Raw genomic sequence first — 23,743 nt, forward strand, 5'->3', positions numbered from 1 at the left:
CGCGCGTCACTGGGCGCGCCGTTCCAGCAACGGCTGCGCCGGCCGCGACGCGGGCAGCAACGCCGCCGCCGCCGCCGGCGCCGCGGCGCGCTTGGGCAGCACGGTCTGCGCGCCGGCAATGCGGAACACCTCGATGGCGTGGCGCAGCTGCGCGCCGCGCGTGCGCAGGTTGTCCACCGCCCGGCTGGCCTGTTCCACGCGTGCCGCGTTGCTCTGCGCGGCGCTGTCGGTTTCCGAGATGGTGCGGCTGACGTTGTCGATGCCGGTGTGCTGCTCGTTGGAGGTGGCCGCGATCTCGTTGACGATCTGGGTCACCTGCTGCACCGAACCGACGATGTCGAGCATGGCCTCGCCGGCGCGCTCGACGTGGCGCACGCCGTCCTCGACCTTGTGATTGGAGGCCTCGATCAGCTCCTTGATCTCGCGCGCGGCGGTGGCGCTTTTCTGCGCCAGGCTGCGCACCTCGGCGGCCACCACCGCGAAGCCCTTGCCGGCCTCGCCGGCGCGGGCCGCCTCGACCGCGGCATTGAGCGCCAGGATGTTGGTCTGGAAGGCGATGCCGTCGATGATGCCGACGATCTCGCTGATGCGCGCGGTGCTCTGCACGATGCCCTGCATCGCCCGCACCGCGTCGTCGACCACCTGGCCGCCGCGCCGGGCCACGTCCGAGGCCTGGTTGGCCATCTGGTCGGCCCCGTGCGCGTTGGTGGCGGTCTGCTTCACGGTCGAGGCCAACTGCTCCATGCTGGCCGCGGCTTCCTCCAGCGAGGCCGCCTGGCGTTGCGTATGGGCCGACAGGTCCGCATTGCCGTCGGCGATCTCGGCGGCCGAGGTGAGCGCGCTCTCGATGCCGTTGTGCACGTCGCGCGTGATGCTCACCAGGCTCTTGCGCATTACTTCCAGCGAGAACTTCAGCGCGCCGATCTCGTCGCGGATGCTGGCCGGCGGCAAGGGCGTGCTGAGATTGCCGGCGGCGATCTGGCGCGTGAAATCGGTGGCGGTGACCAGCAGCCCGGAAATCGAGCGGGCAAAGCCCCAGCCCGAAGCGAAGATCAGGATCACGCCGGTCGCCAGCATGGCCGCCGCCAGGGCGATTTCCTCGGTGCTCATGCGGTCCAGCATGCCATACAGCGCCACGCCGGCCGCGCCCAGGAACAGTGTGCTGGCCAGCACGGCCCAGGCCAGCATGCGCGAGCGCACGCCGGTCAGGCGCCACAGCTTCAGGCATGCCAGCACGCCGCGCAGGCCGGTCGGCTTGACCTGGCCGCGGCTGAGGCGGAAGCCGCGCGCGCTGCCGCCGCGCAGGCTGCGGTAGGCGGCGTCGGCGGCCTCGATCTGCGCGCGGGTCGGCTTGACCCGCACCGAGGCATAACAGACCGTCTCGCCGCGTTCGATGATGGGCGTGACGTTGGCCAGCACCCAGTAGTAGCCGCCGTCCTTGCGGCGGTTCTTGACCACGCCGGTCCAGGATTCGCCGCGCTGGATGGTGCGCCACAGGTCCTCGAAGGCCGCTTCGGGCATGTCGGGATGGCGCACGATGTTGTGGGCCGCGCCCACCAGTTCTTCGCGCGCGAAGCCGCTGACTTCCACGAACGCCGGGTTGGCGTAGATGATGCGGCCGCGGGCGTCGGTGCGCGATATCAGGTACTGCTCGTCGTGTAGCGTGTATTCCTTGTCGTAGACCGGCTGGTTATTGCGCATGCGTCATTCGTCCTGTGATGGGCGGGGCGTGTTGCTGCCGGATCATCGGGGACGGACGATATCGCTGGGTTGATCTACATCAAAACATTCTGAAACTATACGAAACGTAAATGAGCGCACGCCGGGGCGGCCATGATGTGATTGACGATTTTGGCCGCCGCTCAGGCCTTGGGCAGGTTGCCGAAGGCCTCCAGCGCGCGCAGCCGGCTTTGGGGCAGGTCGACGATCGGCGCGGGATAGCCGGCCGCCGCGCGCTCCATCGGGCTGGGATCGTGGATGGCGTTGTCGTCCAGGTGCGCCAGCTCGGGCAGCCATTCGCGCAGGAATACGCCGCGCGGGTCGAACTTGCGCGATTGCGACAGCGGGTTGAAGACGCGGAAGTAGGGCACCGAATCGGCGCCGGTCGAGGCGCTCCATTGCCAGCCGCCGTTGTTGGCCGCCAGGTCGCCGTCGACCAGGTGCGCCATGAACCACGCTTCGCCCAGGCGCCAGTCGATCAACAGGTTCTTGGTGAGGAACATGGCCGTCACCATGCGCAGCCGATTGTGCATCCAGCCCAGCGCCAGCAACTGGCGCATGGCGGCGTCGACGATCGGCAGGCCGGTGCGGCCCTGCTGCCAGGCGCGCAGGTCGTCGGGCGCGTCGCGCCACGGCACGGCCGCGGTTTCCGGCTTCATGGGCTGGTGCATCGACAGCGCTGGACACGCCGCCAGCAGGTGCTGGTAGAACTCGCGCCACAGCAGTTCGTTGATCCAGGTGGCCGCGCCCGCCTTGCCGCTTTCGAGTTCGCCCTGGTTGGCGGCCAGCGCGGCGCGCAGCGCCTGGCCCGCCGACAGCACGCCGGCCGCCAGATAGGGCGACAGGCAACTGGTGGCCGGCAGGCTGGGGAAGTCGCGCTCGTCGCGATAGGCGTCGATGACGCCGTCGGCAAAGGCGTCCAGGCGCGCGCCCGCCGCGCTCTCGCCGGCAGGCCACAGCGCGCGGATGGCGTCGCTGGCGGGCGCATAGCCTTCGAAGGTCTCGGGCAGCGGGTCGGCGGCCCAGGCCGGGGCCGCCTGCGGCCGGGGCGCCGGCAGCGCGCGCGGCGGCGCGCTGCGCAGGCGTTCGCGGCAGGCGCGCGCATAGGGGGTGTAGACGCGGTAGCAATCGCCCTTGCCGGTGACCACGGTGCCGGGACGCAGCAGCGATGCGCCATGGTGCAGGGTCCAGTCGATGCCGGCCTCGGCCAGGCGGCAGGCCACCGCGTCGTCGCGGCGCCGTTCGTTCACGGCCCATTCGGTGTTGGCGTGGACCGCCGTGATCCCGTGTTCGCGGCAGAACCGCGGCAGCGCATCGGGCACCTGGTCCCAGGTGTCCACGGTCAGCAGCTTCAGGGGAATGCCGAGCCGGGCCAGGTCGCGCGACAGCGTGCGCAGGTTGCGCAGCCAGAAGTCGACCTTGGCCGGGGCGTCGCCATGCAGGCGCCACTGGCCCGGCGCGGCAATGAACAGGGCGGTGGCGGTGCCTTCAGCGGCCGCGGCCGCCAGGGCGGGGTTGTCGTGCAGGCGCAGGTCGGTGCGCAGCCAGATCAGGGTATGCATGCGGGCGGTGGGTCCGGAAAGAGGGGGCGGGAGGCGCGCGGCGAGGCTGGCATTCTATCTCGCGGACCCAGGCCGTCCCGGGCCGCGCCGCACACCTTGTAAAAACTACGAGTAGATGTGACGAACCGCGGCGCCGTGGACCGGCCGATGGAGACGGCGCCCCACAGCCAAAGCTCCCCGGATCGGGCGCGGCGGGCGGTCAAACCATGAAACACGCTGGCGCTTTCCCTGTATTGACGCCGTCGTCACGGCCGCCATGTAATTCATCTGACGATCAAACAAAAAAATGACGATATGGGACATTTGATGGATCTCCGCCCGTCCTTCCTCAAAGGACGCACACCCGCCGCCAGGACGTCGCGCGATGTCCTGCAACAATTGTGGCGCTCGCTCGACCTGCCCGACGAAGCGCTCGAGCACGTGGTGTTGACCGGCGCGGATCCGGTGTTGCCGTCTTCGTTCGCGGTGGGCACCGCGGCCCAGGCCAGCATGGCCGCGGCGGCGCTGGCGGCGGCGGAAATCTGGCATCTGCGCGGCGGCGAACGCCAGCAGGTCGGTGTCGACATGCTGCATGCCGCGCAGGAATGCCGCAGCCATTTCACCATCAACGGCGTCGCGCCCGACCCGCGCGATCCCATCACCGGGGCCTATCGCTGCGGCGATGGCGGCTGGGTGCGCATCCACGCCAATTTCCCGCATCACCGCGATGGCGCCCTGGCGCTGCTGGGCTGTCCCACCGGCGACGGCGCGACCCGCGAGGCGGTCGAGCAGGCGTTGGCACGCTGGCGCGCGCTGGATTTCGAACAGGTGGCCGCGGATGCCGGCATGGTGGTCGCCGCCATGCGCAGCTTCGATGAATGGGACCGCCATCCGCAAGGCCAGGCCATCGCGGCGCAGCCGTTGCTGACGATCGAGCGCATCGGCGAGGCCGACCCGCGGCCGCTGCCCAAGTACGGGCACGATGCGCGTCCGCTCAAGGACATCCGCGTGCTGGACCTGACCCGCATCATCGCCGGGCCGGTGTGCGGCCGGGCGCTGGCGGCCTATGGCGCCGACGTGATGCTGGTGAACTCGCCGCATCTGCCCAACATCGCCAACCTCATCGACACCAGCCGCGGCAAGCTGTCGGTGCAGGCCGACCTGGATACCGCCGATGGCCGCATCGCGCTGGCCAACCTGCTGCGCAGCGCGCACGTGTTCGTGCAGGGCTACCGCCCCGGAGGCATGGCGGCGCTCGGCTTTGGCCCCCAGGACGCGGCGCGTTTGCGCCCCGGCATCGTGTACGTATCGTTGTCCGCCTATGGCGCCGTCGGCCCCTGGGCCAACCGCCGCGGCTTCGATTCATTGGTGCAGACCGCCGCCGGCTTCAACCAGGCCGAAGCGGCCGCCGCCGGCCAGGAGGCGCCCAAGCCTTTGCCGATGCAGATCCTGGACCATGCCTCGGGCTACCTGATGGCTTTCGGCGCGCAGGTGGCGCTGGCGCGCCAGGCCACCGAGGGCGGCAGCTGGCATGTGCGGGTGTCGCTGGCCCAGACCGCGCACTGGCTGCGCACGCTCGGCCGCGTCGACGGCGGCCTGTCCTGTCCGATGCCGGGCTTCGCCGGCCTGCTCGAAACCGAGCCGTCGGGCTTCGGCGAGCTGGTGGCGTTGCGCCATGCGGCGCAGTTCTCCCAGACGCCGGCGCGCTGGACCCGGCCTTCGAGTCCCCCGGGCACGCATCCGACCGTGTGGCCGTTCAACTGAGTCGGAGCAGGGTTTAGCGCGCGGTCGGCGGCCGTTCCCTGCCAGGCGTCGCTGCGGGTCAGCGGATACTTGCCGGGCGGCCGAACGTGCTCCCCGGCGCGGCCGCGTTCAGCCAATCACTTGCGGCCGGCCTTCCATTCGCGCAGCGCGCGCATGGTGTTGCTGACGTGGGCTTCGGGATTCATGTTGGTGTATTCGTACAGGATCCTGCCATCCGGCGTGATCACGTAGGACACGCGCTGCGCGCGGTCGGGGCGGGCGTCGAGCACGGCATCGTAGGACTTCATGATCTTGCCGTCGCCATCGGCGGCCACCGCGAACTTGCTGCGGCATTCGCTGACCGAGAACTTGTTCAGGGTGTCGATATCGTCGGCCGAGACGCCGATGACGGTGGCGCCCAGCGACTTGTATTCGTCGGTGGCCTCGGCGAAATCGTGGGCCTCGATGGTGCAGCCGGCCGTGAACGCGGCGGGGTAGAAATACAGCACCACGGGGCCTTGCTTGAGCGCCTCGGCCAGCTTGAAGGTGAACACGTTGCCGCCGAGCGAAGCCTGGGCGCTGAAGTCGGGCGCGGGCGCGCCGACGTCGAGGGCGGCGTGGGCGGCGGGGCCGGCCAGCAGGCCGCAGGCGAGGAACAGGGGGGCAAGGCGCTTCATGGGATCTCCGGGTATCGGGTGGCCGCGGGCCGCGTGGACATCGACGGGGCCGGGCCTTACCACTGTAGCCGCGCCGTGCGCCGGAATCCAGTCCGGCGGGCGGCGCGGCGCATCGTCGCGGTCAATCTCGGCCCTTTTCACGTGATGGGCCGCCGCGATCACCCCCGCCGCGATCACCCCCGCCGCGTTGCGCTTCCTGGCCGCCGGCCGCGCGGCCGCCGCCATGTTGCGGGTTGCCCTGGGGCCGGGCCTCCGGGCGAGTGGCGGGCGCCGCGCGATGTTCGCGTGGCGCGCCCTGCGCCAGGTTGTCGGGCGCCGGACCGGGGCGCGAAGCTTGCTGCGGGCGCGCCTGGGGCTGGGCCTGCTGCGGTCGGGCCTGTGGCTGATTGGGCGACTGCGATGGCCGCGACTGTGGCTGGCCGGGCGACTGCGATTGCGGCGGGCGCGACTGCGATTGAGCGGGCGCCTGGGCGGCCGGCGGGCCGCCGCGATTGAACTCGGGGCGCGCACCGCCGGGCGTGGCGCCGGCCGGCCCCTTGTCCGGACCGTTGCCTGGTCGATTGGCGGGACCGCTCCCGGGCCCATTCCCAGGCGTCTTTCCCGGGCCATTTCCCAGGTTATTCCCCGGGCCGGCGCCGGGGCGCGCGGCCGCGGGAGAACCGCCACGGCCGGGCGCATGGTCGATGAAGGCTTGCGGCGGACGGCCCTGGTTATGATCGAAGAACTGCGCGCGGTTGCCGCCCGCCTCGCGCGCAAAGCCGCGTTGCACGTCGGTGGGCGGATGGTGGGGTTCGTTGCGCGCGGCGACCTCGCGCGGGTCGGCGCGCCGCTGGATGCCGGCGGGGCCGCCGTTGTAGCTGATACGGCGATTGTCGACGTTGTTGACCACCACGGTGTGGTTGTACACGTTGGTCACGCGCGTGACGTTCACGTTGGTCACGGCGCGGTTGTAGAAGAAGCGGTCACGATTCCAGTAGCCACCGACGTAGCCGATGCCGATGTAGCCGAAGCCGTAGTTGATGCCGCCGTAAAAGCCGATATGCGGTCCCCAATAGCCGGCATGCCAGAGATAGACGCCGTCCACGAAACCCCAATAGCCCGGGGTCCACAGCGCGCCGGTGTAGGGCGCCAGCACCCACGCGCCCGGCACCCAGAAATAGCCGTAGCGGTTCAGGCTCCAGTATCCCGGCACCCACATATAGCCATCGCCGGGGGCGGGCGGCTGGGTATAGACGGGCAGGGGCGGCGGCGGTTGCGGACTGCGGTCGAGCGGCGCGAGGTTGGCGTTGGCGGGATCGCCGTTGTCATAGGCGGGCGCGGCCGGGGCGGGCGGTGGCGCGTAGGTCTGCGCCGCCGCGCCGGCACAGGCTGTCATCAGCAGAACGGCGGCCAGCGGACGCGGTCGGAGAATCCGGGAAGTGGCATTCATGGCATGTCCTTTACGCGGCGGCAGGGCCGGCATCAGTAGCCGTGGTAATAGCCGCCGTGATAGTAATAATGCGGCGCCGGGTAATAGTAGTAGGCCGGAGCCGGCCGGTAATAGGCCGGACGGGCCGGCACCACCACGCAACCGGTAAGGGCGCTGGCCACGGCCAGCATCAGCAAAATGGTCTTCTTCATGGTCGGATCTCCTGCCGAGCAACGGGGCGTGTGTCACGCCCTTTGTGGGCTCGTAGGGATTAGGCCATGGTCTGCGGGTGCGAGTTCGGGACTGTAATGGTTCCGAAACAGCTTTCAGGTGACGGATGTTTGCGCGGGCGTGACCGTTGATGTCGTTCGTAGCAATTGTTCCGGCGCGACCGTGGCCGGCGCCGCCGGCCCGGCCCTACGGACCATGAAAAAAGGCTGCCTTGCGGCAGCCTTCCGGATTGGCGCGGGGGGTGGAACGGTCAGTTCCAGCGGCCGCCGTTGCCGGCCAGGCTGAAGCGCCCGGCGCCCATGAAGGCAATGGCCAGTGCCGAGAACAGGAACATGCCTTGCAGTTCCAGCGCCCAGCCGCCGTTGTTGGTCAGGCTGCCGATCTGGCCGGTGTGCGCCAGCAGGATGGCGACCAGCATGTTGATGGCGATGATCAGGCCGCCCAGGCGGGTGTAGACGCCGATGATCAGCAGCACGGGCGCGATGATTTCGCCGATGTAGACGCCGTAGGCCAGGAAGCCGGGCAGGCCGTGCGAGGACAGCATGCCGGCGATGCCGCCGACGCCGCCGCCGGTGATCTTGAACAGGCCGTGGAGCAGAATCAGAATGCCGAGGGTCAGGCGCAAAACCAGCTTGCCGGTGTCGTCGGATTTGATCATTGTGGATTTCTCTTTTGGTGGTTGAGAGGATGCGATGCGCCGGTTTGAGCGCACGCCGAGCCTATGGTTCCCGTTCCCGCGCCAAGTGGCGCAAGGTGGGCCATTATTGCAAATCCGGAAGATGACCATCAAGCTTTTGCCCCGGACGGGCAGGCCGGCCGGCGCATGTTGCCGCGCCGTCGGGGCCTATATACTCTCGCGCTATGTTTCACGTCCAAGATTCTCTCTATATCGACGAGCGCGAGATCGAGTTCTCCATGATCCGGGCGCAGGGCGCGGGCGGGCAGAACGTCAACAAGGTGTCGAGCGCCGTGCATCTGCGGTTCGACGTGCGGGCGTCGTCGCTGCCCGCCGAGATCCAGGAGGCGCTCTGCGCGATGAACGACCATCGCATCTCCAAGGAGGGGGTGATCGTCATCAAGTCGCAGTCGTTTCGCAGCCAGGACAAGAACCGGGCCGAGGCGATCGAGCGGCTGGTGAACATGGTGCGGGCCGCGGCGAAAGTGGAGAAACCGCGGCGGGCGACCAAGCCCACGCGGGCCTCGCAGCGGCGGCGGGTGCAGCGCAAGGTGCAGCATGGCGAGGTCAAGCGCCTGCGGGGCCGGGTGCAGGGGGAGTGAGAGCCGGTTGGCGAAGGCGCCGGGCGATGATGGCGGGTGGCCGGGGGGAAAGCCCCTTGGCCGGCAGGGGCATAACGATATATCGGAATGTCTCGATATAAGATTCGATAAATTGCGATATTTCAATATGACGACCACTGCTTCCACCGCCATCGAGGCCGCCACGGACATTGATGTCGACGCCATTCTCAAGGCGTTGGCCAATCCCGTGCGCCGCGAGATCCTGGGGTGGTTGAAGACGCCGCAGGCGCACTTCGAGGAACGTCCGGGCCATACCTTCGAACACGGGGTGTGCGCGGGCCATATCGATGGGCGCTGCGGGCTGTCGCAGTCCACCGTGTCTTCGCACCTTGCGGTGCTGCAGCGCGCGGGACTGATCTCGGCCACCAAGGTGGGGCAGTGGGTGTTCTTCCGTCGCAATGAACCCGTGATTGCCGCGTTCCTGCGGCAATTGAACCAAGACATGTAGCCTGCCGCCGCTACCCAAGCCCGCCCGCCGGGCACGAGGATTGTTATGAGCCAGCTGTTCGAACCCTTGCAAGTGGGGGAACTGACCCTGCCCAACCGCATCATCATGGCCCCGTTGACGCGCCAGCGCGCCAGCGAAGGCCGGGTGCCGAACGACCTGATGGTCGAATACTACGTCCAGCGCGCCGAGGCCGGGCTGATCCTGACCGAGGCCACCTCGGTGACGCCGCAGGGCGTGGGGTATGCCGACACGCCGGGGCTGTGGTCGCAGGAGCAGGTCAAGGGCTGGCGCAAGGTGACGACGGCGGTGCATGAGGCCGGTGGCCGCATCTTCGCGCAGTTGTGGCACGTGGGCCGCATTTCCGATCCGGTTTTCCTGAATGGCGAACTGCCGGTGGCGCCGAGCGCGATCGCGGCGGGTGGCCATGTCAGCCTGGTACGCCCCAAGCGCGGTTACGTGGTGCCGCGCGCGCTCGAGACCGATGAGATCCCGGGCATCGTCGAGGCCTATCGGCGCGGCGCGCAACTGGCGCAGGAAGCCGGTTTCGACGGCGTTGAAGTGCATGGTGCCAATGGCTATCTGCTGGACCAGTTCCTGCAGGACAGCACCAATCAGCGCACCGACGGCTACGGCGGCTCGCTCGAGGCCCGCGCCCGCCTGATGCTGGAAGTGGTGGATGCCTGCGTCAGCGTCTGGGGCGGCGGCCGGGTCGGCCTGCACCTGTCGCCGCGTGGCGATGCGCATACGATGGGCGATTCGGATCCGGCGACGACTTTCAACTATGTGGCGCGGGCGGCGCGCCGTCGTGGCCTGGCGTTCCTGTGCGCGCGGGAGCGCGAGGGCGCCGACAGCCTGGGCCCGCAGCTCAAGGAGTCGTTCGGCGGCGTGTACATCGCCAACGAAGGCTTCACGCGCGAATCGGCCGAGGCGGCGATCGCCGCGGGCCGCGCCGATGCGGTGGCGTTCGGCGTGCAGTACATCGCCAACCCCGACCTGGTGCGCCGCTTCGCGCTGAACGCGCCGTTGAACGCCCCGGACTCGTCGACCTTCTACGCCTCGGGCGCGGCCGGCTACACCGACTACCCCGCCCTGGCGGTGGCCTGAGCCCCGCCGCCGTTGCCGGTCGCAAAGGACTGGCAACGGCGGCGTCCGCGTCTCAATACAGGGCGGCGCGCATCGGGTAGGTGAACAAGCCGTAGTGCGCCGCGTTCAGGCCCAGGTGGGCCAGCACGGCGGCCGCCAGGCCGCCGTAGCGGTAGGCCAGCCCGTAGCCCACGCCGGCAATGCCGGCCAGCAGCATCCATTGCCAGCCGCCGGCATAGTGCGCCAGTCCGAACAGCAGCGCCGCGATCGACAGCGCCGCCGTGGCGCCCCAGGGACGGTCGCGCCAGCAGCGCGCCAGCCGTTCCTGCACATAGCCGCGGAACAGCGCTTCCTCGGCCAGCGTCACCAGCAAGGCGTTGTTGGCGAGCCAGAGCCAGCCCGAGTCGGGCCATTTGGGCGCCCATGCCACCACGTCCAGCGCCAGGGCCAACCCCAGGCAGGCCACGGCCGCGGCCGCGCAGGCGGCCAGCGCCGCCAGCAGCGTGGCGCGCGTGCTGGCGCCGGCCATGGCGGGCGCGGCGGCCAGCACCACCCAGAACGCCACCAGCGGCTTGTCCAGGTTCAGGTACATGCTGAAGGGCACGGCATCGGGCGTCAGGGCGGCGCGCGGGATCACCAGGGGATTGCGGAAACCGGGCAGCCAATGCAGGAACAGCAGCACCGCCAGGATCACGAACAGCGTATGACCGGCGGCGCTGGCCGCCCCAGGCGTGGCCGGGCGCACCAGCAGCGCGGCCAGCAGCAGCAATGCCGGCCAGGCCAGCGCCACGGGGTCGATGCCGCCCTGCGTCCAGGCCCAGGCATAGGCGAGCGCCAGCGCCAGCGGCGCCCAGCGGCGGGTGGTCGCCGGCCACAACATGGCGGCGGCCAGAAACATCAGGGATCCAGGTGAGGCAAAGGGCATGTATCTTCCTGCGAGGCGACGGGCGGCGCATGGCCGGCACACTGGCCGCGGTCGAAGCGGCGGCGCCCAAACCCGCAAGTGTAAGCGCCGCCTTGCGCGCTCGCCTTTGCCGGCGGCCGCTTTCCGTTTGCGGTGCGCCATCGGGCACTTTTCATTTCCGCGCTTTCGGGCGACCATGCCGCAGCGGCGGCGCCTCCCGTCCGGTGGCGGGAAGGGGCGCGCGCGCAAGGAGCAACAATGAAAATGATCGCTTGGTTGATGCTGGCGGCGGCGATCCTGCCGTTCGTCTGCACGATCGTGGCCAAGGCCGGCGGCAAGCAGTTCGACAACAATGATCCGCGTACCTGGCTGGCCCGCCAGGAAGGCTGGCGCGCCCGCGCCAATGCGGCGCAGGCCAATACCTTCGAGGCCTTGCCGTTCTTTTTCGGGGCGGTGCTGTTCGCCCTCTACACGCAGGCGCCGGCTGCGCACGTGGCCACGCTGATGGCATGCTGGCTGGGCGTGCGCCTGGGCTATCTGGCGATGTACCTGGCGGGCTGGGGCGCGCTGCGTTCGCTGGTCTGGACGATCAGCATGGGCTTCATCATCGCCATCCTGTTCTCGGGCGTGTAGGACGCCGCGGCGGCCAACGCCCGGTCCGAGGCGCCCCGCGCGCCTCGCCAGGATGCCTGGCCGTCATTGCCGCTTCACTTCCACTCGAACACGGCGCGCGCGGTGCCGCTGTTCTCCACCTTCACATCGCGTTCCTGCGCCTTGCCTTCGTAGGTGGCGGAGACCTTGTAATGGCCGGCGGGCAGCTTGACCAGCATGTAGGGGCCGCCGGATTCGGCGTGCAGCACCTGCTTGCCCTGGCCGTCCTTGATGGTGACGGCGACGTTGGCGACGTAGTCGGCCTTGCCGTCGCGCTGGGCGGCGAAAGTCAGCGCCAGGGGGTAGTCCTTGGCCGCGGCCTTCATGGCCTCGGATTCGTCCAGGCCGATGCCGCCGCTGACGTACTGCACGCTGCCCTGTTGCTGCACGGGCGGCAATGCCGCCTGCGCGGTGGACAGGACGCCGGCAAAGGCCAGGGTGCCCAGGGCCATCGCGGCGGCCATGGTGCAACGTTCGATGCGCTTGTTCATGCAATTCTCCTTGAAGGGATGATCACGCAAGAGGTTCGACCGCGCTGGCGTCGGCGAGTTCGCCACGGCGGGGCGTTTGCGCGGGCATGCGCTATCCCGGCGTGGCGCTCGCGGGATGATCACGCCAGGCGAATGCCAGGACGCTTTCGCCATTGGCGCCGCCGTCGGGGGCGAAGCGTTTTTCGGTCAGCAGGCCGGTGCCGTCATCGCGCAAGGCCAGCACCGTGGAACTGCGAGTGCCATAGTTGGGACTGACGATGAACGGGCTGCTCAATAGCTTTTCGCGATCCGGCGCCAGGCCGGTGGCGGGCAGGTCGGCATCGTCGGCCGGACTGCGATCGGCCAGCGCCTCGAACAGCGCCGGCAGGTCGGGTTGCGGGTCATGGGCCAGCACCCGTTCGAAGGCGGCCTTGGTGCGCGCCAGCTTGGGCCAGGGCGTGTCCAGCAGGTGGTTCGACAGGGCGTAGACGCCGGCCGCCAGGGGCCGGGGGGCGCCATCGCGGTTGCTGGCGTACCAGGCGCCCCGGGCGTCGCCGACGATCAGGTTGAAGCCGTTGTAGGCCGGGCCCGCGGCATGGGCGGCGGCAATGTAGTCGGCCGGCGCGGCATGGCCGCGCAGGAAATCCTCGACCAGGGCGCCGCGCGAGGGGGCGTCGGCGACCACCCGGCCGGGTTCGCGGAAATTGGTGACGAGCGCATAGCGCCCGCCGGTGGTCGCGCCCATCCAGGTGCCACCGGCCAGCGCGTCGCGTCCGCCGTACACGTGGGCGGCGTCGGCCCACTGCGCGGCGGGCAGCGTCGGCCGGGCATGGAATTCATCGCGGTTGGCGGCGATCAGGACGGGAATGCCCGGTACGGTATGCAGGGCGAGAACGGCAAGGCACATGGTTCAGTCCGGTTGGGTTCTTGGGGAGGGCGGGCGCGGGCGGCCGGGTTCGGTGGTAAAGCCCGGGCCGGCCAGCGTCGCGCGCAGGGCTTCGATCGCGCCGGCGGCTTCGCGCAGGGCGGGCTCGTCCGTTGCCACCTGGGCGGGGCCGACCGCCACGCCGCGCGTCACGGCCTGCGCCATGGCGTGCAGGGTGTCGGCCAACCGCGCCACCGCGGCCGGCGCGGGCGGCGGCTGGTCGGCCGGCAGTGCCCAGGCGCTGTCGGACACCGCGTTGGCCACGCGCTCCAGCGCCACTTCGACGGGCCACCAGGCCAGTGCGCGACGGCTCACCAAACGCGGTTCCGACAGGCCGCGCTGCAACGCGATGCGCAGGTCGGACAGGCGCGCATAGGCCTGGGTGCGCAGCTCGTGGCGAGCCGTCGAATCGGCCTGGAACACGGCATTCAGATAGGCGGCCAGGGTGTCGATCGCGGTGGCCACGGCCTGGTCCAGATTGTGGCGTTCGAGCCGCATCCAGGGCAGGTAGCCCACCGCCAGCACGATGGCCGCGGCCACCGCCACGTCTTCCAGCCGCGCCAGGGCGATCGGCCAACTGCCGGGTTGCAGTGCGCCGATCAGCAGCATCAGGATGGGCAGCAGGATCGCCGAGAACAGGCCGTAGTTGCGGCGGATCGACCACGGCAGCAAGGCCGCCAGGCCGGTCACGGCGAGCAGGCTGACGACGCCGCTGCGGTCCAGCGCCAGCACGGTGGCGCTGATCGCCACGCCCACCACGCTGCCGGCGCAGCTTTGCAGCGCCCGGGCGAAGACCGAACCGAAATTGGGCTTGAACACCACCACCACGATCAGCGGCACCCAGTAGGAACGCGGCAGGGCCAGGGTGCGCGCCACGGCTTCGGCGACGACCAGGCACAGACCCAGCCGCACCAGGTAGCGCAGCGTGGTCGGGCCGGGGCGGTAAGTGCGCGCCAGCACCCGCCACGGCGTGCGCGGGCGCGCCGGTGGCAAGGCCGGGAAGGCGTCCGGACGCGCCGGGCCGCTGCCTTCCAGCAACGGCCGCGCCTGTTCCAGTGCGTCGGCCAGTGCCGTTGCGCCGGCCTGGCGCACGGCCGCGATGTCGTCGCCTGGCGCCGACGGCGTGGCGTTCTCGACGTGGTCGGCCAGCCGGTTCATGGCTCGCGAACACTCGGGTGGCAATACCCGGCCGGCCCGCGCCAGCGCCAGCGCGGCGTCCGACAGTGGCGTGCATGCCTGCAACTGCGCGGCCAGCCGGGCCAGCCGCGGCGAGGGGCCGGCGGCGCGGCGCCGGGCCGCCAGCACCGTGTCGTAGGCGCCGGCCATGGCGGCTTCCATGTCGCGCCGCGCCGTCATGATGCGCGAGGTGCCGATGGCGGCGAACATGGCCGCCAGCTTGCGATAGGCCAGGGCCACCGCCGCCCGTTCGGGCGCGATCGGGTTGACCACCCAGCCCAGCAGGGTCAGCGCCAGGCCGAACAGGCCGCCCGCGCCCACCAGCGCCGGCGGTAGCCAGGGCGGCAGGGGCGACGTCAGGCTGGCGCCGACGATGACGTAGGTGGCGAATTGCAGCGTGGCGACGGCGGCGATGTTGTTGAAGGTGCCGACCAGGCTGGCCGCCAGGACCAGCAGCGTCATGGCGGCGGCGCTGAGCAGGCCGTGGCCGGACAGCAGCGAGCCCAGCAAGTAGCCCAGTGCGCCGCCGAACACGGTGCTGCCGATCGACAGCGCGCGGTTGCGGTAGGGGCCGCCGTTGTCGCCGGTGATGGCGGGCAGGGCGCCGAGGGCCACCAACGCGGCCGCCGCGCTCTGGTCCAGCGCCAGGCCGGCCGCGGTCGGCAATCCGATGGCCAGCGCTGCGCGCAGCGCCACCCAGCGGCTGACCGGCGACGGCTCCATGTGCGCCAGGCTCATCAGCCAGCGCATGTTGGAGGTGCGGGCGTGGGGCGCGGCAGGCGTGTCCGGCAAGGGGGCCTCGGCGACGGCTAGCCTTTGATCAGCGGCGCTTCTTGTGGCGCTGCCAGGCGGAAATAATCGGCGGTCGCCATCAGGATGGAAGCGTCCAGCCGTCCGGCGTTGAACACGATTTCATCGTGCCGCTGGCGCAGGGTGGGGTCGACCAGCAGGTGCAGGTCGGGATTGAAGCTGAAGGGCGGGATCGCGCCGATCTCGCAGCCGGTGAGTTCGCGCGCCAGGTCCTGCGAGGCCAGCGAGGCCTTCTTGCCGCCGGCGGCGCGGGCGATGGCTTCCAGGTCGGCCTGCCGGTCGGCGGGGAACACCGCCAGCACGTTGCGACGCTGGTTGGACGAAATCTTGACGCGGCAGACCAGCGCCTTGGCGCCCTGGCTGACGGCGGTGCCGCGCACGGCGGCGACTTCCACCGAGCGGCCGGCGGCGGGATGGGAAATGAGGCGGTAGCGGGCCTGATGCTCGGTCAGCAGGGCCTGCAGGCGTTCGTAGACTTCCATGGCGGGGCGCAGCGGGTTGGCGGGCCGGCGCCGGGATCCGGCCGGCCATGCCGCATGATACGCCGGCCGCGCGCGCCGCAGGCCCTAGATGTCGCCGGTGAAGGCGTAGCCCCAGCCCCAGACGGTGCGGATCGGCAGCTCCATATTGGTTTCCTGGGCCTTGCGGCGCAGCCGGCTGACCACCACGTCGGTGCGCCGCAGCGATTCGCGGCCGGCCTGCGGGTCGCTGGGCGGCACGTCGCCGCGCGGCATGCGCCTGTCGGGACTGGTAGTCAGCTTGAGCAGGAAGTCGCGCTCGGCCTGGGTCAGCGCCAGGCGGGTGCCTCGCGGGCTGACCAGGGTCCAAGCGGCATCCTGGAAGTGCCATTTGCCATTGGCCTCGGCCGGCGCGGCGGCTGGGCGGGGTTCGGCATCGGCCGGCCGCCGGCCGTTCACGGGGACGCGGCGCACCAGCGCCTGCAGCGCGGCGGCGATCTCGGCGCTGGCGACGTCGGGCGGAAAGCAGGCGTCGGCGCCGCAGTGCAGGCCGAGGATGCGGTTTTCCGGGGAATCGAAAGTGGATACCGCGACGATGCCGGCGGTGGTGTCCATGGCGCGCAGGCCGGCCACGGCCATGCAGAGATCGGTCAGCTCGGCTTCCATCACCAGCAGCGGCGTGCGCCGCGCCTGGAACAGCCGGAACAGGCCGTTGGAGTCCTCGCAACCGCGCGGCGAGAAGCCCATGCCCGCCAGCGCGTCGCAGCGGTGCGCGCGTTGGCGGGAATCGGGCGAGAAGACGATCAGGTCTAGTAGGTCATTCATGAATCGTTGTCGAGATCAGTGCAGCTTGAGCGCATGCATGATGCATCGGATACAACGGATTCCTAAACGCCGCACAACGCCATTTTCTGACCCGAATTCTCGGACATGGCCCCAGGATGTATGGTTTGGCGCGCTTTGCGGGCTATTGCGTGGCGGCAACCGGGTCGGCCGGCGGCGCGTTCCACCAGCCGCCGCCCAGCGCCTGCAGCAGGGCGGCGGTATCGGCGTAGCGCGCCGCGTCGGCCGCGCCGCGGGCGATGCGCGTCTGCAGCAGCTGGCGTTTGCTGTCCAACACGTCCAGGTGGCTGATGCCGCCGGCCTGGTAGCGGTCGCGGGCGATGCGCGCGGCATCGTCGGCGCGGCGCCAGGCCGTGTCATACGCGTCATAGGCCCGCGCATCGCTCTGCAGCGCGCGCAGGGCGTCCGCCACCTGCCTGAAGCCGTCCAGCACGGTCTGGCGGTAGGCCGCCGCGGCGGCTTCGTAGGCGGCCTGGGCCGAGCGCGTGCGGGCGCGCAGCTCACCGCCGCGAAACAGCGGTTGCACCAGCCCCAGTCCCAGGTTCCAGACATTGACGCCATCGCCGACGTCGCCGGCGCGGGTGCGCTGCGAGCCGAAACTGGCGGTCAGCGTGAACCGCGGATACTGGTTGGCCGTGGCCACGCCGATCTGCGCCGAGGCCTGGTGCAGCAACGCTTCGGCTGCCAGGATGTCGGGCCGCTGGCGCGTCAGCGCCGACGGCACGCCGGTCGGGATTTCGGCGGGCAGCGTCAGGTCGGCCAGGCGCAGCGGCGGCGCCTGCCAGGCCGCCGGCGGCTGGCCCAGGTAGGTGGCCAGCTGGTGATGGGCCTGGGCCAGCTGGTATTCCAGCGGCGGCACGCTGGCCTCGGTCTGCGCCAGCAGCAGTTCCTGGTTGCGCAGGTCGGCCTCGGCGATGCCGCCGGCCCGCAGGCGCTGCGCCATGATGTCGCGCTGGCGTTGTTGCGCCAGCAACAGCTCGCGGGTGTCGGCCAGGCGCCCGGCCAGGTCGGCCTGGCGGATGGCGGTGGTGACCACGTTGGCGGCCAGCGTCATGCGCGCGGCTTGCAGCTCATGCGACTGGTAGTCCACCTGGGCCGCCAGGCCCTCCAGCGCGCGGCGGTTGCCGCCGAACACATCCAGCGTGTAGGACACGTCGATCGACGCGTTGTAGAGCGTGAACGGCGCCGGCTGCTCGGCGACGGGCACGCCGTAGGCGGAGGGATCGACCTTCTGCCGCGTCGCCGACAGGTTGGCGTCCACCGCCGGCAGCAGGCGGCCGCCGGTCTCCGCGTTCAGGTCCTCGCCGGCCTGGCGCAGCCGGGCGCGGGCCTGTTCCAGCGTCGGGCTGGCGTCCAGCGCCTGGCGCACCAGCGCATCCAGCGCAGCGGAACGGAACAGGCGCCACCATTGGGCCGGGATGTCGGCGTCCGTGAGCCGCGGTTGCGCGCCGCTGGCGGGCGCATTGTCGGCCGGCGGGGTATAGGCGGCGACCGGCGGCGGCGCGGGGCGCTCGAAGTCCGGCCCGACGGCGCAGCCGGGCAGCAGGACGCAGGCGGCCACGAGCGCGGCGCGGCGGGCGAAGGGCGGGTGGGGGCGGGGCATGGCGGCCTTCAATCCAGGGTGCGGCGGTAGAACTTCACGGCGGCGGTCATCACGACCACGGTGAACAGCAGCATGGGCCAGATGGCGGGCCACAGGTCCCACCAGCCGTTGCCCTTGAGCAGGATGCCGCGGATCAGCCGGTTGAAGTGCGTCAGCGGCAGCAGGTTGCCCAGGTACTGGGCCCACTTGGGCATGCCCAGGAACGGGAACATGAAGCCGGACAACAGCATGTTGGGCAGGAAATAGAACATCGTCAGCTGCATCGCCTGCAGCTGGTTCTGCGCCAGCGACGACAGCGTGATGCCGACGGTCAGGTTGGCCGCCACGAAGATCAGCGCGCCCAGGTACACCGTCACCAGGCTGCCCAGGAACGGCACGTGGAACACGAAATACGCCGCCAGCAGGATGATGGTGGACTGGATCAGGCCAATGGCGATGTAGGGCACGATCTTGCCCGTCATCACCTCCAGCGGCCGCACCGGCATGGCCAGCAGGTTTTCCATGGTGCCGCGCTCGCGTTCGCGCGTCATGGCCAGGCCGGTCATCATCACCAGTGTCATGGTCAGGATCACGCCCATCAGCCCCGGCACCGTGTTGTATTGCGAGATCTGCTCTTCGTTGTAGAGCTGGTGCACGCGCACGTCGAACGGCGGCTGGCCGCCGGCCAGGTGCGCCAGCGGGCCGGTCAGGTCTTTCTGCGCCACCGCCTGCGCCAACTGTGTGGCCGAGCCGATCGCCAGCCCGACCGCCATCGGATCGGTGGCGTCGGCCTCGATCAGCAGCGCCGGCCGCTCGCCGCGCAGCAGCTTGCGCGAGAAGTCGGGCGGAATGGTCAGCACGAACAGCACCCGGCCCTGCGCCAGCGCGGCGCGGCCGGCCTCTTCGTCGGGCAGGGTCTCGACGATGTCGAAGTAGTCGGATGCCGTCATCGCCGCCACGAAGCTGCGCGTGAACGGGCTCTGGTCGGCCACGATGACCGCGGTCGGCAGCTGCTTGGGGTTGGTGTTGATGGCGTAGCCGAACAGCGCCAGCTGCATGATCGGAATGCCGACGATCATGCCGAAGGTGATGCGGTCGCGCCGCAATTGCAGGAACTCCTTGAGCACCATGCTCCACCAGCGCGACCACGAGAAACCCTCCAGGTGGCGCCTCATGCCGGGCTCGCATAGTTGTCGTCGGAGCGGTTCATCAGATAGATGAAGACGTCCTCCAGGCTGGTGTCGATGCGTTCCAGGCGCAGGTCCTGGCCGGCCACGACGTCTCGCAAGGTGCGTTCGAGCACGGCGGCGTCGCGGCCGCTGATGTGCAGCGCGGTGCCGAAGGCCACGGTCTGGTCCACCCCCGGCGCGCCGCGCAGCCGCTGCGCCAGCGGCACCAGGTCGTGGCCATGGATGGCCCAGGTGGTCAGGCGTTGCCGGGCGATGACTTCGTCGGCGGTGCCCTGGATCAGCAGCTTGCCGTACGAGATGTAGGCCAGCTTGTGGCAGCGCTCGGCCTCGTCCATGTAGTGGGTGCTGACCAGCACCGAAATGCCGCGCGCGGCCAGCTCGTGCAGCTGTTCCCAGAAGTCGCGCCGGGCGGTCGGGTCGACGCCGGCGGTGGGCTCGTCCAGCAGCAGCAGGCGCGGTTCATGCAGCAGACAGGCGGCCAGCGCCAGCCGCTGCTTCCAGCCGCCCGACAGGGCGCCGGTGAGCTGGTTGGCGCGGGTCTGCAGGCCCAGGTCCTCGAGCGCGCGGTCGACCGCCTCGCGGCGGTTCGGCATGCCGTACATGCGGGCGACGAAGTCCAGGTTCTCACGGATGGTCAGGTCGTCCCAGTAGGAGAATTTCTGCGTCATGTAGCCGACGTGGCGCTTGATCTGGGCGCTGTCCCTGAGTATGTCGTAGCCCAGGCAGGTGCCGCTGCCGGAATCCGGCGTCAGCAGGCCGCACATCAGCCGGATGCTGGTGGTCTTGCCGCTGCCGTTGGGGCCGAGAAAGCCGAAGATCTCGCCTTCGCGTACCTGCAGCGAGACGTCGTTGACCACGTGCTTGTTGCCGAAGTGCTTGTTCAGGCCGTGCACGTCGATGACGTAGCCGGCCTCGTCGGTCGCCGAGCGGGCGGGGGCGTCGTTCATTGCAACGCCGCCTCCACCGGCTGGCCCGGATGCAGCCGCGTGGCCGCGTCCGGCGCGGGCCGGGCCTCGACCATGTAGACCAGCTTGCCGCGCGTTTCGCGGCTGTAGATCACCGGCGGCGTGTACTCGGCCTGCGGCGAGATGTAGTCGATGCGCACCGGCACCGGGTCGCCGCAGCCATCGCAACGCACCATGGCCTGCTGCCCGGGCTTGAGCGTGCCGACCACGGTCTCCGGCACGAAGAAGCGCACCTTGATGTTGCCCGGCGGCAGCAGGCTGACCACCGGACTGCCGGCCGGCACCCATTCGCCCACGCGGTACAGCGTGTCGAACACCAGGGCGGCGGCGGGCGCCGCCAGGCGTTTCTGCGCCAGGGCCCAGTCGGCCTGCGCCAGCGTGGCGCGCGCCGCGTCGACCTGGGCGGCCTGGGCGCGGCGCTGGTCCTGGCGACCGGGCAGGTTGGCCACTTCCAGCTGGGCGCGCAGCTCGCGCACGCGCGCGGCATCCGATTGGGCCTGTTCGCGGCTGTCGTCCAGCTGCGCCCGCGCCACGCCGCCGGCGCGGAACTGCGCGGTGTCGCGCGCCAGTTGTGCCGCCGAGCGCCGGCTGGCGGCCTCGGCCTGGGCCAGCTGGGCGCGGGCGACGTCGACCTCGGGCGGACGCTTGCCGGTGGCGATGTCCTCCAGCTGCGCGCTGGCCGCGGCCAATTGCGCGCCGGCCTGGTCGCGCGCCGCGGTCTCGCGCTCGGCCTCCAGCGCGAATAAGGGCGCGGCGGCGGCAACCTGCTGGCCGCGCCGCACCGACAGCGTGTCCAGCCGGCCGGCCTCGGACGAGGCGATGTAGAGGTACTCGCCCTCGACATAGCCCTGGTAGACGGCCTCGCCACTCTTGCCACAGCCGGCCAGCAGCGACAGGCCGAGCGCGGCGGCGGGCAGCGCGAAACGGGGGAGGGAAGCGGTGCGCATGGTCAGCGTCCTGTGGCGGGCGGTTCGGCGTCCGGAGCCGCGCCAGCGCGCCGGGTCCGTTTGGCGGGCGTTGCGGGCGCCGGTGGCGGCGCGGCCGGCGGGGAAAACAATCCGCCCGTGAGCATGGCGGTGGCGTGCGCGGCGATGGTCTCGTGGCCGATGGCGCGGGCCTGTGGATCGTCCTGCCAGATGCGGCGCCACAGGCTGGACGTGGCCAGCGGCAGCAGGGTCAGGCCCAGAATCGACAGGAACACCAGCCGCGGCTCCACGTCCGGGGTGATGGCGCCGGCGCGCTGGCTGTCGGCGATCAGGCCGGCGAACACCTGCAGGCGTTGCGCCGGCAGGTGGCGCAGCACGCGCTCGCGCAACTGGCCGCCTTCGTTGACGACCTCGTGCATCCACAAGGACGGCAGCCAGGGCCGGTCAGTGCCGCAGCGCACGATGCGCGAGACGATTTCGGCGATGACGGCGCGCGTCGCCTCGGCCGACCCCTGCAGCCGCCGCGGCGTCTGCGGCACCGGGCTCCAGACGTAGCCGATGACGGGCACCACGCGTTCCAGCACCACGGCGTCCAGCAACTGGTCGCGGCTCTTGAAGTAGTAGTGCAGCATGGCCGAGGTGAACCCGGCGCGTTCGGCGATGTGGGCCAGGCGGGTGGCGGCCACGCCCTGCTTGGCGAACAGGTCGGTGGCAATGTCCAGCAGCTGGTCGCGCACGGCGGCGCTGTCGGGGCGGGCGGGGCGGCCGGGACGGCGCGCGGGGGAAGGCTTGGCAGGCATGGTCGGATTCTAATTAAATACTTAATTAATTAAAAGCGGAGTGGGTTGCAGGGTCGGCGGGCAGGCGACCGGACAGGGGTGGTGTAATGGCCAGATCGGAACAGAAGGAGTCAGCACGCCATGCCGCAATCGTCCTCCCTCAACCGCCGCATCGTCCTGGCCTCGCGGCCACGCGGCGAACCCGCCGACAGCGATTTCCGCCTGGAAACCGGCGCGGTGCCCGAACCCGGCCCGGGCCAGCTGTTGCTGCGCACGGTCTATCTTTCCCTCGATCCCTATATGCGCGGACGCATGAGCGACGCGCCCTCGTACGCCGAGCCGGTGCAGGTCGGCCAGCCCATGGTGGGCGGCACCGTGGCCCGGGTGGCGGCCTCGCGCCACGCCGACTATCCGGTGGGCGAGTGGGTGCTGTCCCAGTCCGGCTGGCAGGACTACGCCGTGTCCGACGGCAGCGGCCTGCTCAAGCTGGGGCCGGCGCCCGAACGCCCGTCGTATTCGCTGGGCGTGCTGGGCATGCCGGGCTTCACCGGCTACATGGGCCTGCTGGACATCGGCCAGCCCAAGGCCGGCGAGACCGTGGTGGTGGCCGCCGCCAGCGGCGCGGTGGGTGCGGTGGTGGGCCAGTTGGCCAAGATCCACGGCTGCAAGGCGGTCGGCATCGCCGGCGGCCCCGACAAGTGCCGCTACGTGGTCGAGGAACTGGGCTTTGACGCCTGCATCGACCACAAGGATCCGGCCATGGCCAATCTGCTGGCCAAGGCCGTGCCGCAAGGCATCGACGTGTATTTCGAGAACGTTGGCGGCGCGGTGTTCGACGCGGTGCTGCCGCTGCTCAATCCGCGCGCGCGGGTGCCGGTCTGCGGCCTGATCTCGGCCTACAACGCCACCAGCCTGCCCGAGGGCCCCGATCGCCTGCCGCTGTTGATGCGCACCATCCTGACCAAGCGCATCAAGATGCAGGGCTTCATCATCTTCAACGAATACGCGCCTCGCTTCGGTGAATTCCGCGCGGCCATGCAGGAGCTGCTGCGCGACGGGCGCATCAAGTATCGCGAAGACGTGGTCGATGGCCTGGAAAACGCGCCGCGTGGCCTGATGGGGCTGCTCAAGGGCGAGAATGCCGGCAAGCGCATCGTGCGCGTCGGCCCGGATGAATAGGAACGCAACATGAGGAGCGCAACATGAATATCCTGATCGTGCTGACGTCCCACGACACGCTGGGCGACACCGGCCGCAAGACCGGCTTCTGGCTGGAGGAATTCGCGGCCCCGTACTACGCTTTCCTGGACGCGGGGGCCACGCTGACGCTGGCCTCGCCGCAGGGCGGCCAGCCGCCGCTCGATCCCAAGAGCGACGACCCGGACGCCCAGACCGACGACACGCGCCGCTTCCGCCAGGACGCCGAGGCGCAGCGCCGCCTGGCGAACACGCGCCGCCTGGCCGAGGTGCAGGCTGCCGACTACGACGCCGTGTTCTATCCCGGCGGCCACGGTCCGCTGTGGGACCTGGCCGAAGACGCCCGGTCCGTGTCGCTGATCGAAACCATGCTCGCGGCCGGCAAGCCGGTGGCGGCGGTGTGCCACGCGCCGGGCGTGCTGCGCCATGCCAAGACCGCCGATGGCAAGCCGTTGGTGCAGGGCCGCCAGGTCACGGGTTTTTCCAACACGGAAGAGGCGGCGGTGCAATTGACCGCCGTGGTGCCTTTCCTGGTCGAGGATGAACTGGCGATGTTGGGCGGTCTGTACAGCAAGGGGGCGGATTGGCAGCCGCACATCGTCTCGGATGGGCTGCTCATCACCGGGCAGAATCCGGCTTCGTCGGTCGGCGTCGCGCAGGCGCTGCTGGAACGCCTGAAGGCCTGAGCCCAAGGCGCGGGGCGACGGTGGGGTGAATC

General features: G+C 70.3%; 24 protein-coding genes. 7 read left to right on the forward strand and 17 right to left on the reverse strand.

The window, feature by feature from the left end:
• Positions 1-6 precede the first annotated feature (6 nt).
• Positions 7-1,701 carry a methyl-accepting chemotaxis protein gene (locus ACVN9Z_RS19625; protein ID WP_458212538.1) on the reverse strand — a complete coding sequence of 565 codons (1,695 nt, stop codon included), beginning with the start codon at positions 1,699-1,701 and terminating at the stop codon, positions 7-9.
• A 161-nt stretch (positions 1,702-1,862) separates the two neighbouring features.
• The gene (gene phrB, locus ACVN9Z_RS19630; RefSeq protein WP_458212539.1) at positions 1,863-3,281 is read right to left on the reverse strand and encodes a deoxyribodipyrimidine photo-lyase; all 1,419 of its coding nucleotides are present in this window, start codon (positions 3,279-3,281) and stop codon (positions 1,863-1,865) included.
• A gap of 294 nt (positions 3,282-3,575) precedes the next feature.
• Between phrB and ACVN9Z_RS19635 the strand changes: the two genes are divergently transcribed.
• Positions 3,576-5,024: a CoA transferase gene (locus ACVN9Z_RS19635; RefSeq protein WP_026385082.1), complete on the forward strand. Its 1,449-nt coding sequence runs from the start codon at positions 3,576-3,578 to the stop codon at positions 5,022-5,024.
• Positions 5,025-5,140: 116 nt separating this feature from the next.
• Here ACVN9Z_RS19635 and ACVN9Z_RS19640 read toward each other — a convergent pair whose 3' ends face one another.
• The 4 genes from ACVN9Z_RS19640 to ACVN9Z_RS19655 all read right to left on the reverse strand — a co-directional run bounded on the left by ACVN9Z_RS19640 (position 5,141) and on the right by ACVN9Z_RS19655 (position 7,977).
• Positions 5,141-5,680 (reverse strand): peroxiredoxin, encoded by a 540-nt coding sequence (locus ACVN9Z_RS19640; protein WP_020927416.1) that lies wholly within the window; start codon positions 5,678-5,680, stop codon positions 5,141-5,143.
• A gap of 121 nt (positions 5,681-5,801) precedes the next feature.
• Positions 5,802-7,109 carry an adenylate cyclase gene (locus ACVN9Z_RS19645; protein ID WP_458212540.1) on the reverse strand — a complete coding sequence of 436 codons (1,308 nt, stop codon included), beginning with the start codon at positions 7,107-7,109 and terminating at the stop codon, positions 5,802-5,804.
• 32 nt (positions 7,110-7,141) lie between these two features.
• Positions 7,142-7,300 (reverse strand): hypothetical protein, encoded by a 159-nt coding sequence (locus tag ACVN9Z_RS19650; RefSeq protein WP_165596479.1) that lies wholly within the window; start codon positions 7,298-7,300, stop codon positions 7,142-7,144.
• Positions 7,301-7,569: 269 nt separating this feature from the next.
• Entirely contained in the window at positions 7,570-7,977 is a 408-nt protein-coding gene (locus ACVN9Z_RS19655; protein WP_006385046.1) for a DoxX family protein, read from the reverse strand.
• A 203-nt stretch (positions 7,978-8,180) separates the two neighbouring features.
• Here ACVN9Z_RS19655 and arfB point away from each other — a divergent pair, with 203 nt between their 5' ends.
• From arfB to ACVN9Z_RS19670, 3 genes are all read left to right on the forward strand, one after another.
• The gene (arfB, locus tag ACVN9Z_RS19660) at positions 8,181-8,597 is read left to right on the forward strand and encodes an alternative ribosome rescue aminoacyl-tRNA hydrolase ArfB (RefSeq protein ID WP_026385083.1); all 417 of its coding nucleotides are present in this window, start codon (positions 8,181-8,183) and stop codon (positions 8,595-8,597) included.
• A gap of 127 nt (positions 8,598-8,724) precedes the next feature.
• Positions 8,725-9,066 carry an ArsR/SmtB family transcription factor gene (locus ACVN9Z_RS19665; protein WP_006385048.1) on the forward strand — a complete coding sequence of 114 codons (342 nt, stop codon included), beginning with the start codon at positions 8,725-8,727 and terminating at the stop codon, positions 9,064-9,066.
• Positions 9,067-9,111: 45 nt separating this feature from the next.
• On the forward strand, positions 9,112-10,170 hold the full coding sequence (locus ACVN9Z_RS19670; protein WP_006385049.1) for an alkene reductase: 1,059 nt from the start codon (positions 9,112-9,114) through the stop codon (positions 10,168-10,170).
• A 52-nt stretch (positions 10,171-10,222) separates the two neighbouring features.
• On the opposite strand, the gene ACVN9Z_RS19675 is transcribed toward ACVN9Z_RS19670, so the two are convergent.
• Positions 10,223-11,074, reverse strand: coding sequence for a CPBP family intramembrane glutamic endopeptidase (locus ACVN9Z_RS19675; protein ID WP_458212541.1), 852 nt, complete (start codon positions 11,072-11,074; stop codon positions 10,223-10,225).
• Positions 11,075-11,311: 237 nt separating this feature from the next.
• Here ACVN9Z_RS19675 and ACVN9Z_RS19680 point away from each other — a divergent pair, with 237 nt between their 5' ends.
• Entirely contained in the window at positions 11,312-11,686 is a 375-nt protein-coding gene (locus ACVN9Z_RS19680) for an MAPEG family protein (protein WP_006385051.1), read from the forward strand.
• Positions 11,687-11,760: 74 nt separating this feature from the next.
• Here the strand turns inward: ACVN9Z_RS19680 and ACVN9Z_RS19685 are convergent, their stop codons facing one another.
• The 10 genes from ACVN9Z_RS19685 to ACVN9Z_RS19730 all read right to left on the reverse strand — a co-directional run bounded on the left by ACVN9Z_RS19685 (position 11,761) and on the right by ACVN9Z_RS19730 (position 21,849).
• Complete coding sequence (locus ACVN9Z_RS19685) at positions 11,761-12,195, reverse strand: carboxypeptidase-like regulatory domain-containing protein (RefSeq protein WP_026385086.1); 435 nt, start codon at positions 12,193-12,195, stop codon at positions 11,761-11,763.
• 91 nt (positions 12,196-12,286) lie between these two features.
• A complete protein-coding gene (locus tag ACVN9Z_RS19690) occupies positions 12,287-13,081 on the reverse strand; it encodes an NRDE family protein (RefSeq protein WP_024068683.1) in 795 nt (264 codons plus the stop codon).
• Between the two features lie 3 nt (positions 13,082-13,084).
• Complete coding sequence (locus ACVN9Z_RS19695) at positions 13,085-15,067, reverse strand: FUSC family protein (RefSeq protein ID WP_458212542.1); 1,983 nt, start codon at positions 15,065-15,067, stop codon at positions 13,085-13,087.
• 17 nt (positions 15,068-15,084) lie between these two features.
• A complete protein-coding gene (locus ACVN9Z_RS19700) occupies positions 15,085-15,567 on the reverse strand; it encodes a YbaK/prolyl-tRNA synthetase associated domain-containing protein (RefSeq protein ID WP_026385088.1) in 483 nt (160 codons plus the stop codon).
• 84 nt (positions 15,568-15,651) lie between these two features.
• On the reverse strand, positions 15,652-16,368 hold the full coding sequence (locus ACVN9Z_RS19705; protein ID WP_006385266.1) for a response regulator transcription factor: 717 nt from the start codon (positions 16,366-16,368) through the stop codon (positions 15,652-15,654).
• A 142-nt stretch (positions 16,369-16,510) separates the two neighbouring features.
• A complete protein-coding gene (locus tag ACVN9Z_RS19710; protein WP_458212543.1) occupies positions 16,511-17,989 on the reverse strand; it encodes an efflux transporter outer membrane subunit in 1,479 nt (492 codons plus the stop codon).
• Between the two features lie 8 nt (positions 17,990-17,997).
• Complete coding sequence (locus tag ACVN9Z_RS19715) at positions 17,998-19,143, reverse strand: ABC transporter permease (protein ID WP_006385267.1); 1,146 nt, start codon at positions 19,141-19,143, stop codon at positions 17,998-18,000.
• Positions 19,140-20,105 (reverse strand): ABC transporter ATP-binding protein, encoded by a 966-nt coding sequence (locus ACVN9Z_RS19720; protein WP_006385268.1) that lies wholly within the window; start codon positions 20,103-20,105, stop codon positions 19,140-19,142. Before ACVN9Z_RS19720 ends, ACVN9Z_RS19715 begins: the two co-directional genes overlap by 4 nt.
• Positions 20,102-21,070 carry an HlyD family secretion protein gene (locus tag ACVN9Z_RS19725; RefSeq protein ID WP_020927425.1) on the reverse strand — a complete coding sequence of 323 codons (969 nt, stop codon included), beginning with the start codon at positions 21,068-21,070 and terminating at the stop codon, positions 20,102-20,104. Before ACVN9Z_RS19725 ends, ACVN9Z_RS19720 begins: the two co-directional genes overlap by 4 nt.
• Before the next feature lie 2 nt (positions 21,071-21,072).
• Positions 21,073-21,849, reverse strand: coding sequence for a TetR/AcrR family transcriptional regulator (locus ACVN9Z_RS19730; protein ID WP_020927426.1), 777 nt, complete (start codon positions 21,847-21,849; stop codon positions 21,073-21,075).
• 120 nt (positions 21,850-21,969) lie between these two features.
• Here ACVN9Z_RS19730 and ACVN9Z_RS19735 point away from each other — a divergent pair, with 120 nt between their 5' ends.
• Both ACVN9Z_RS19735 and ACVN9Z_RS19740 read left to right on the forward strand, forming a co-directional pair.
• Positions 21,970-23,007, forward strand: a complete 1,038-nt coding sequence (locus ACVN9Z_RS19735) for an NADP-dependent oxidoreductase (protein ID WP_053499633.1) — start codon at positions 21,970-21,972, stop codon at positions 23,005-23,007.
• 23 nt (positions 23,008-23,030) lie between these two features.
• Complete coding sequence (locus ACVN9Z_RS19740) at positions 23,031-23,711, forward strand: type 1 glutamine amidotransferase domain-containing protein (RefSeq protein WP_006385272.1); 681 nt, start codon at positions 23,031-23,033, stop codon at positions 23,709-23,711.
• The last annotated feature ends 32 nt before the right edge of the window (positions 23,712-23,743 follow it).

This window comes from Achromobacter sp. KK8, from assembly GCF_054188005.1.